The organism is Anoxybacillus suryakundensis, from assembly GCF_001418025.1.
Lineage (GTDB): Bacteria > Bacillota > Bacilli > Bacillales > Anoxybacillaceae > Anoxybacillus > Anoxybacillus tengchongensis.
Map to the genome: position 1 here is coordinate 1 of NZ_LIOK01000033.1, position 6,193 is coordinate 6,193.

The 6,193-nt window shown below is 41.6% G+C and carries 3 protein-coding genes, 13 tRNA genes, 1 rRNA gene and 1 pseudogene; all 18 read right to left on the reverse strand.

Annotated elements, in window-relative coordinates; genetic code table 11:
• Positions 1 to 92: 92 nt before the first annotated feature.
• Positions 93 to 749, reverse strand: a pseudogene (locus ASC42_RS13340) (carbohydrate ABC transporter permease); the annotation flags it as partial.
• Positions 750 to 769: 20 nt separating this feature from the next.
• Positions 770 to 1,696: a carbohydrate ABC transporter permease gene (locus ASC42_RS13345; protein WP_032100936.1), complete on the reverse strand. Its 927-nt coding sequence runs from the start codon at positions 1,694 to 1,696 to the stop codon at positions 770 to 772.
• Positions 1,697 to 1,755: 59 nt separating this feature from the next.
• Positions 1,756 to 3,045, reverse strand: coding sequence for an ABC transporter substrate-binding protein (locus tag ASC42_RS13350; RefSeq protein ID WP_055442099.1), 1,290 nt, complete (start codon positions 3,043 to 3,045; stop codon positions 1,756 to 1,758).
• 185 nt (positions 3,046 to 3,230) lie between these two features.
• Entirely contained in the window at positions 3,231 to 4,577 is a 1,347-nt protein-coding gene (locus ASC42_RS13355; RefSeq protein WP_055442100.1) for a GH1 family beta-glucosidase, read from the reverse strand.
• 275 nt (positions 4,578 to 4,852) lie between these two features.
• Positions 4,853 to 4,937 (reverse strand) — tRNA-Leu (locus ASC42_RS13360).
• Positions 4,938 to 4,988: 51 nt separating this feature from the next.
• Positions 4,989 to 5,074: transfer RNA gene (locus ASC42_RS13365), tRNA-Leu, on the reverse strand.
• 10 nt (positions 5,075 to 5,084) lie between these two features.
• Positions 5,085 to 5,158: transfer RNA gene (locus ASC42_RS13370), tRNA-Cys, on the reverse strand.
• A gap of 11 nt (positions 5,159 to 5,169) precedes the next feature.
• A tRNA-Gly gene (locus ASC42_RS13375) sits at positions 5,170 to 5,241 on the reverse strand.
• 5 nt (positions 5,242 to 5,246) lie between these two features.
• Positions 5,247 to 5,321, reverse strand: a tRNA-Gln gene (locus tag ASC42_RS13380).
• Between the two features lie 17 nt (positions 5,322 to 5,338).
• Positions 5,339 to 5,414, reverse strand: a tRNA-His gene (locus tag ASC42_RS13385).
• Between the two features lie 9 nt (positions 5,415 to 5,423).
• Positions 5,424 to 5,497: transfer RNA gene (locus tag ASC42_RS13390), tRNA-Trp, on the reverse strand.
• A 4-nt stretch (positions 5,498 to 5,501) separates the two neighbouring features.
• Positions 5,502 to 5,586, reverse strand: a tRNA-Tyr gene (locus ASC42_RS13395).
• A 5-nt stretch (positions 5,587 to 5,591) separates the two neighbouring features.
• Positions 5,592 to 5,667 (reverse strand) — tRNA-Thr (locus ASC42_RS13400).
• Positions 5,668 to 5,704: 37 nt separating this feature from the next.
• Positions 5,705 to 5,780 (reverse strand) — tRNA-Phe (locus tag ASC42_RS13405).
• A 5-nt stretch (positions 5,781 to 5,785) separates the two neighbouring features.
• Positions 5,786 to 5,861 (reverse strand) — tRNA-Asp (locus ASC42_RS13410).
• 4 nt (positions 5,862 to 5,865) lie between these two features.
• Positions 5,866 to 5,942, reverse strand: a tRNA-Met gene (locus ASC42_RS13415).
• A gap of 28 nt (positions 5,943 to 5,970) precedes the next feature.
• Positions 5,971 to 6,046: transfer RNA gene (locus tag ASC42_RS13420), tRNA-Val, on the reverse strand.
• Positions 6,047 to 6,056: 10 nt separating this feature from the next.
• Positions 6,057 to 6,173 (reverse strand): 5S ribosomal RNA (gene rrf, locus ASC42_RS13425).
• Positions 6,174 to 6,193: the final 20 nt, after the last annotated feature.

Sequence of the window (6,193 nt, forward strand, 5' to 3'; positions counted from 1 at the left end):
TAAGGGAGGTAATGAAAATTGGAAATCAGGTGGCTCATTTTTTATGTGATCGAACCCTTCAAAAGTGGCTCAATTTTAAATTATCAAATACATACAGTCAACGGCCACAAGAAATCGTTCCATACGAACATAAATGTTAAAATACCGAGCGTCGCAAAAGCTGGTAAAATTGAAGGAACGACGATGTTCCAATATACACGGAATATACTGCATCCATCAATTTTTGCCGCTTCAATCAATTCATCAGGGATTGCGTCTTTAATATATTGGCGCATCCAAAAAATACCGAACGCATTCATTAATCCTGGAACGATAATTGCCTTTAAGTCGTTCAACCAACCTAACTTTGTAATAATAAAGTATTGCGGAATTAATCCTAATTGTGGCGGAATCATCATCGTGATTAAAATGACGGCAAATAACTTCTCACGCCCTTTAAACTGCAACTTGGCGAACGCAAAACCTGCTAAAGAACTGAAAAATAACACACCGAGCGTTGTTAAACTAGCAACAACAAACGAGTTCCACATCGCTCCGAAAAAGTCGATGTTTTCTAATACGTTTTGAAAGTTTTCTACTAGTTTATCCCCCGGCACGACCGCTGGCGGTAATTTATTAATGACATGATTTGGTTGCGTCGCCATGACAAACATCCAGTATAACGGAAAAACCGATAACAACGCACCGATAATGAGTAAAATGTGAATCGTTACTTTATTCACAAGTCCTTTTTTACGTAACGTAGCCATCTTCATTCACCTCCATGTTTTTATTTACCCGATTTATCTAAACGATTGGACGCGAAAAAGTTAATCGTCGTGAATACAATAATGAGTAAAAAGAGTGAGACAGCCGTCGCAGAAGCTGTTCCGAACGCATTATTCGTAAACGCTTCTCTCCATAAATACAACACGATCGTCATACTTTCTTCCCTAAAACCACTACCAAAAATGAGTGGTTCAGCGAAAATTTGTAGTGATCCGATTGTTGCTGTGAATACAACGAAGACGATAATCGGCTTTAGCATCGGTACAGTAATGAAAAGAAACTGCTGCCATTTTTTCGCTCCGTCAATTTCAGCTGCTTCATAAAGATCTTTCGGTATACTTTGCAATCCCGCTAAGAAAATAATCGAGTTATATCCAACCCATCTCCAAAAAATCATCGTCGCAATCGCAATTTTCGCTCCCCATTCGGATGTCTGCCAGCTTACTGGAGAAATTCCAAACAAATTAAGTGTGGCATTGACTAACCCTGCTTCTTGTTCGCTAAATAAAACGGTAAAAACAATGGCTACCGCAACAATCGATGTTACGTTTGGAACAAAATAAGCAACACGAAATACACTTTTAAATTTAACAATCACCGAGTTTAAAGCCACTGCTAAAATTAATGCCGCAATTAACTGTGGACCTGTTCCTAATAGACCGATGATAATCGTGTTATAAATTGATTTCCAAAATAGTGGATCAGTAAAAATGAGTGAAAAATTTTTAAATCCGACAAACGTCATTTCACCGAATCCGTTCCATTTTTGAAACGCTAAGTAAAAGCTAAACAGCATGGGAAAAACCCCGAAGACAGCAAATAAAAGAAAGAACGGAGATATGAATAAGTAGCCGGCTAATGCAGTTTTTTTCTTATCACTTAATCCTTTTGGACGGACAGCTGTATGCGTATGATTATGGGATACCATTTGTATTTCCCTCCAAAAACCATAGTAGGGGAAGGGAATAAATCCCTTCCTCATGTATTTTATTGACGTTCAAGTTGACGTTTAATGCGTTTAATTGCTTCTCCCCATTCTTTTTCTGGATCAGCTTTTTTCTTTTGTACATTTGTCAACGCTTTCACAATTTCTGATTGAACAATTCCGTAGTTTTTACCCATGTATACCGTTTTTACTTTTTGCGCTGCTTCCGCAAATACTTGAGCTGTATTCACGCCACCAAAATACTCATCTTTGTACTCTTTAAACTCCGGCGCATCATACACAGAAGGAGTGGATGGGAATAAGCCCATATCTTTAAACGACTTTAACTGTTGTTCTGGTGCGACAAGCCATTGAATAAAGTCGTACGCTTCTTTCGGATGTTTCGACTCTTTCGGAATCGTTAAATAAGAACCGCCCCAGTTTCCTGCTCCACCAGGCATGTTTGTAATAAGCCATTTACCTGCTGAATTTGGCGCATTTCCTTTAACTACCCCTTGCATCCACGCAGGTGCAAGCAGTGTGGCATAGCTTCCTTTTTCCATCGCATTGCCCCATTCAGGCGTCCACAATCCGTTGCTACCAAGGTAACCTTTTTGAATTAAATTTACAGTATAGTCGTACGCTTGTTTAATGTACGGTTCTTTTTCGATCAACAATTCTTCTTTTTCATTGAAATATTGCACAGGCGCTTGGTCACGCAATGCGTTGTACACAAGTTCAACATTGTCTGCAATTGGTTTTCCTGTTTTTTCTTTAATTGTTGCAGCGACTTCAGCATATGCATTCCAGTCCGGAATTAACTTAGCAACTTCTGCAGGATCCGTTGGTAATCCTGCTGCTTCAAACACGTCCGCGCGATAAAACATAGCTGTCGAACCAATGTCTGTCGGAAGACCGAACAAAAAGCTTCCGTCTGCACTTTCACCGATGCGCCATTTCCAATCTAAATACTTATCCTTAATGTCTTTTGCACCAAAATCGTATAAGTTATAAAAGCGATCTTGCGCCTCACGATAACGTTCAATGTTATTTACTTCAATCATTGCGATGTCCGGCGCACCACTTCCAGCTGATAACGCTGTAAATAAAGCGTTGTGGTGATCATCAAACTGTGTAGACTGGATTTTAATTTCAACATTCGGATGATCTTTCATATATTCTTCAGCTAACTTTTCATAACCTGTGCTTCCGAATACCCACATGTTTAACTTCACTTTTTCACTTGAACCTTTATCTTTTGATTCGTTATCACTTTGAGACTGATTGCTACACGCCGTTGCAAACATAAAGACGAATGCTAGCAACAACATAAGCGCTCGTTTCTTCATTATTCTTTCCCCCTTGTTTTTTACTTACAACACATGGCATACTGTTTACTTCATGTAATTTGTCCATTTCGTTTGCCCATTCGCTTGTTTGACGGTATAATTCTTTTAGTTTTCTTTGTAGTAGCGGCCAATCCCCAACACATCGCGCTATTACAAAGAAAACTTTTTCCCTTCCCCCACCACCTCCTTTATTTAACTCCATTATTCATGATCGTTTCCTTATACCATAATGCGCTCTTCTTCGGGATTCGTGCTAACGTTTCATAGTCTACATATACAATACCGAAACGCTTATCATAGCCAAATGCCCACTCGAAATTATCGAATAATGACCATACATAATATCCTTTCAAATTGACTCCTTGTTCAGTCGCACGATGACAAGCAATTAAATGCTCTCGTATATAAGCGATTCGCTCATCGTCTTCTACTTCACCTTGTTCATTGACACAATCTTTGTATGCAGCACCATTTTCAGTAATGTATAACGGAATATCGCCATAATCATTTTTCAATCGTATCATTAAATCAAACAAACCGTTCGGATTCACTTCCCAATTCATATCTGTCACTGGTCTTCCTGTACTTACATGCTCAAATACGATTGGTTCACGTTCACCCTTTTTCCAGTCTTTTAATGTCGCCGTTGAGTAATAATTGAATCCGAAAAAGTCGATCGGCTGCTGGATCGTTTGTAAATCTCCTTCTTGATAAATATTTGGTAAGTAATCTTTATACACTTCTAACATATCTTTTGGATATTGTCCTTTAAACACAGGGTCTAAAAACCAACGATTCATAAAACCGTCCCATTTTCTCGCTGCGTCAACTGCTTTTTCATCTTGTGGGTCAAACGCATATCCAGGAGTTAAATTCAACGTAATACCAATTTCTCCATTTTTCGGACCAATCGCTCGAAACGCCTTTACTGCTTCGCCATGAGAAAGAAGAACATGATGAGCAGCTTTTAAGAATGATGTAAAGTTTTGAATACCTGGCGCATGTTCACCATTCCCGTACCCTAAATAAGTGACAACCCATGGTTCGTTATGAGTAATCCATTTTTTCACGACATCCCCAAGATTCTCATAAAGGAAAGCAGCGTATTCTTGAAAATAATGAACAATATCACGATTTTCCCATCCACCTTTTTCTTGAAGAGCTTGCGGCATATCCCAGTGATAAATTGTCAACATTGGCTCAATATCGTTTTCTAACAATTCATGTACAAGACGTTTATAAAAATCTAAACCTTTCTCATTAAACTTACCAGGCGTTTCCGTATACAGTCTCGCCCAACTCGTCGAAAATCGATACGCCTTTAAATGAAGCGCTTTCATTAATGCGACATCATCAATATAACGATTGTAATGATCAATTGCGATATCCCCATTATCCCCATTTGCTACTTTACCAGGGATACGAGAAAAGTGATCCCAAATCGAATAAATTTTATCTCCTCCAGTCGCCGTTCCTTCAATTTGATACGATGAAGTAGCGGCTCCCCAGATGAAATCTTTCGGAAACTGAAGCATTTTTCGAACCTCCTACGAAAATTTTCGTTAATAAATCATTGAAAAAGCGCTTTCTTTCATTTGTTTCGTAACTTAATCATAATAAAAATTAGCGGATAAAGTCAATAAAATCTTTTATTTTCACAAAAAAATATGATTAGTTGTTCGATAAAGTTGTTTTTTCTACGAAAATTTTCGTTATGTATATTAAAGGGTAAGCTAAAATAATCGAGAAGAAATGGATAAGATAGGAGGAAATAAAAAAAGATTCCTGTAATCAACAGGAATCCTTATAGTGCCGATGGTGGGAGTCGAACCCACACGGGGGGCTACCCCACACGATTTTGAGTCGTGCGCGTCTGCCAGTTCCGCCACATCGGCATGAGACAATTAAATTGTAACATATCGCCTTATTTTGTCAATATTTTTCAGTGCCGAGGGCCGGACTCGAACCGGCACGGTAGTCACCTACCGCAGGATTTTAAGTCCTGTGCGTCTGCCAATTCCGCCACCCCGGCGCATAAAAAATGGAGGCGGCAACCGGATTCGAACCGGTGGTAAAGGTTTTGCAGACCTCTGCCTTACCACTTGGCTATGCCGCCATGAAATGAAGAGCGGAAGACGGGACTCGAACCCGCGACCCCCACCTTGGCAAGGTGGTGTTCTACCACTGAACTACTTCCGCATATATGGCTGGGGTAGCTGGATTCGAACCAACGCATCACGGAGTCAAAGTCCGTTGCCTTACCGCTTGGCTATACCCCAATGTTTTAAAGTTTATATGGGGCGACTAGTGGGAATCGAACCCACGAATGCCAGAGCCACAATCTGGTGCGTTAACCACTTCGCCATAGCCGCCATATTTTTTGGCAGGGGCAGTAGGAATCGAACCCACACCGGAGGTTTTGGAGACCTCTGTTCTACCATTAAACTATGCCCCTAAAATGGTGGAGGGGGACGGATTCGAACCGCCGAACCCAAAGGGAGCGGATTTACAGTCCGCCGCGTTTAGCCACTTCGCTACCCCTCCGCAGATGGTGCCGGCTGCAGGACTTGAACCCGCAACCTACTGATTACAAGTCAGTTGCTCTACCAATTGAGCTAAGCCGGCACATTATATATTCGAACTAAGCCGACATTATTCAAAATGGTGGCTCGGGACGGAATCGAACCGCCGACACAAGGATTTTCAGTCCTTTGCTCTACCGACTGAGCTACCGAGCCACATATGGCGGTCCCGACGGGACTCGAACCCGCGATCTCCTGCGTGACAGGCAGGCATGTTAACCACTACACTACGGGACCAATTTGGTTGCGGGGGCAGGATTTGAACCTGCGACCTTCGGGTTATGAGCCCGACGAGCTACCTGGCTGCTCCACCCCGCGATGATAAGAAGGAACTATTTTTTATTTATGGTGGAGGATGACGGGATCGAACCGCCGACCCCTTGCTTGTAAGGCAAGTGCTCTCCCAGCTGAGCTAATCCTCCATTTGATCTTGCCCGGCAACGTCCTACTCTCGCAGGCGGTGTCCCGCCAACTACCATCGGCGCTGGAGAGCTTAACTTCCGTGTTCGGGATGGGAACGGGTGTGACCTCTCCGCCATCGTCACCGAGCAATAATGCTTTAGACAAAT

Coding starts and splice junctions, on each gene's coding strand:
- ASC42_RS13355 (WP_055442100.1), bottom strand. CDS start 4,577: ATGCTTCAGTTTCCGAAAGATTTCATCTGGGGAGCCGCTACTTCATCG.
- ASC42_RS13345 (WP_032100936.1), bottom strand. CDS start 1,696: ATGGTATCCCATAATCATACGCATACAGCTGTCCGTCCAAAAGGATTA.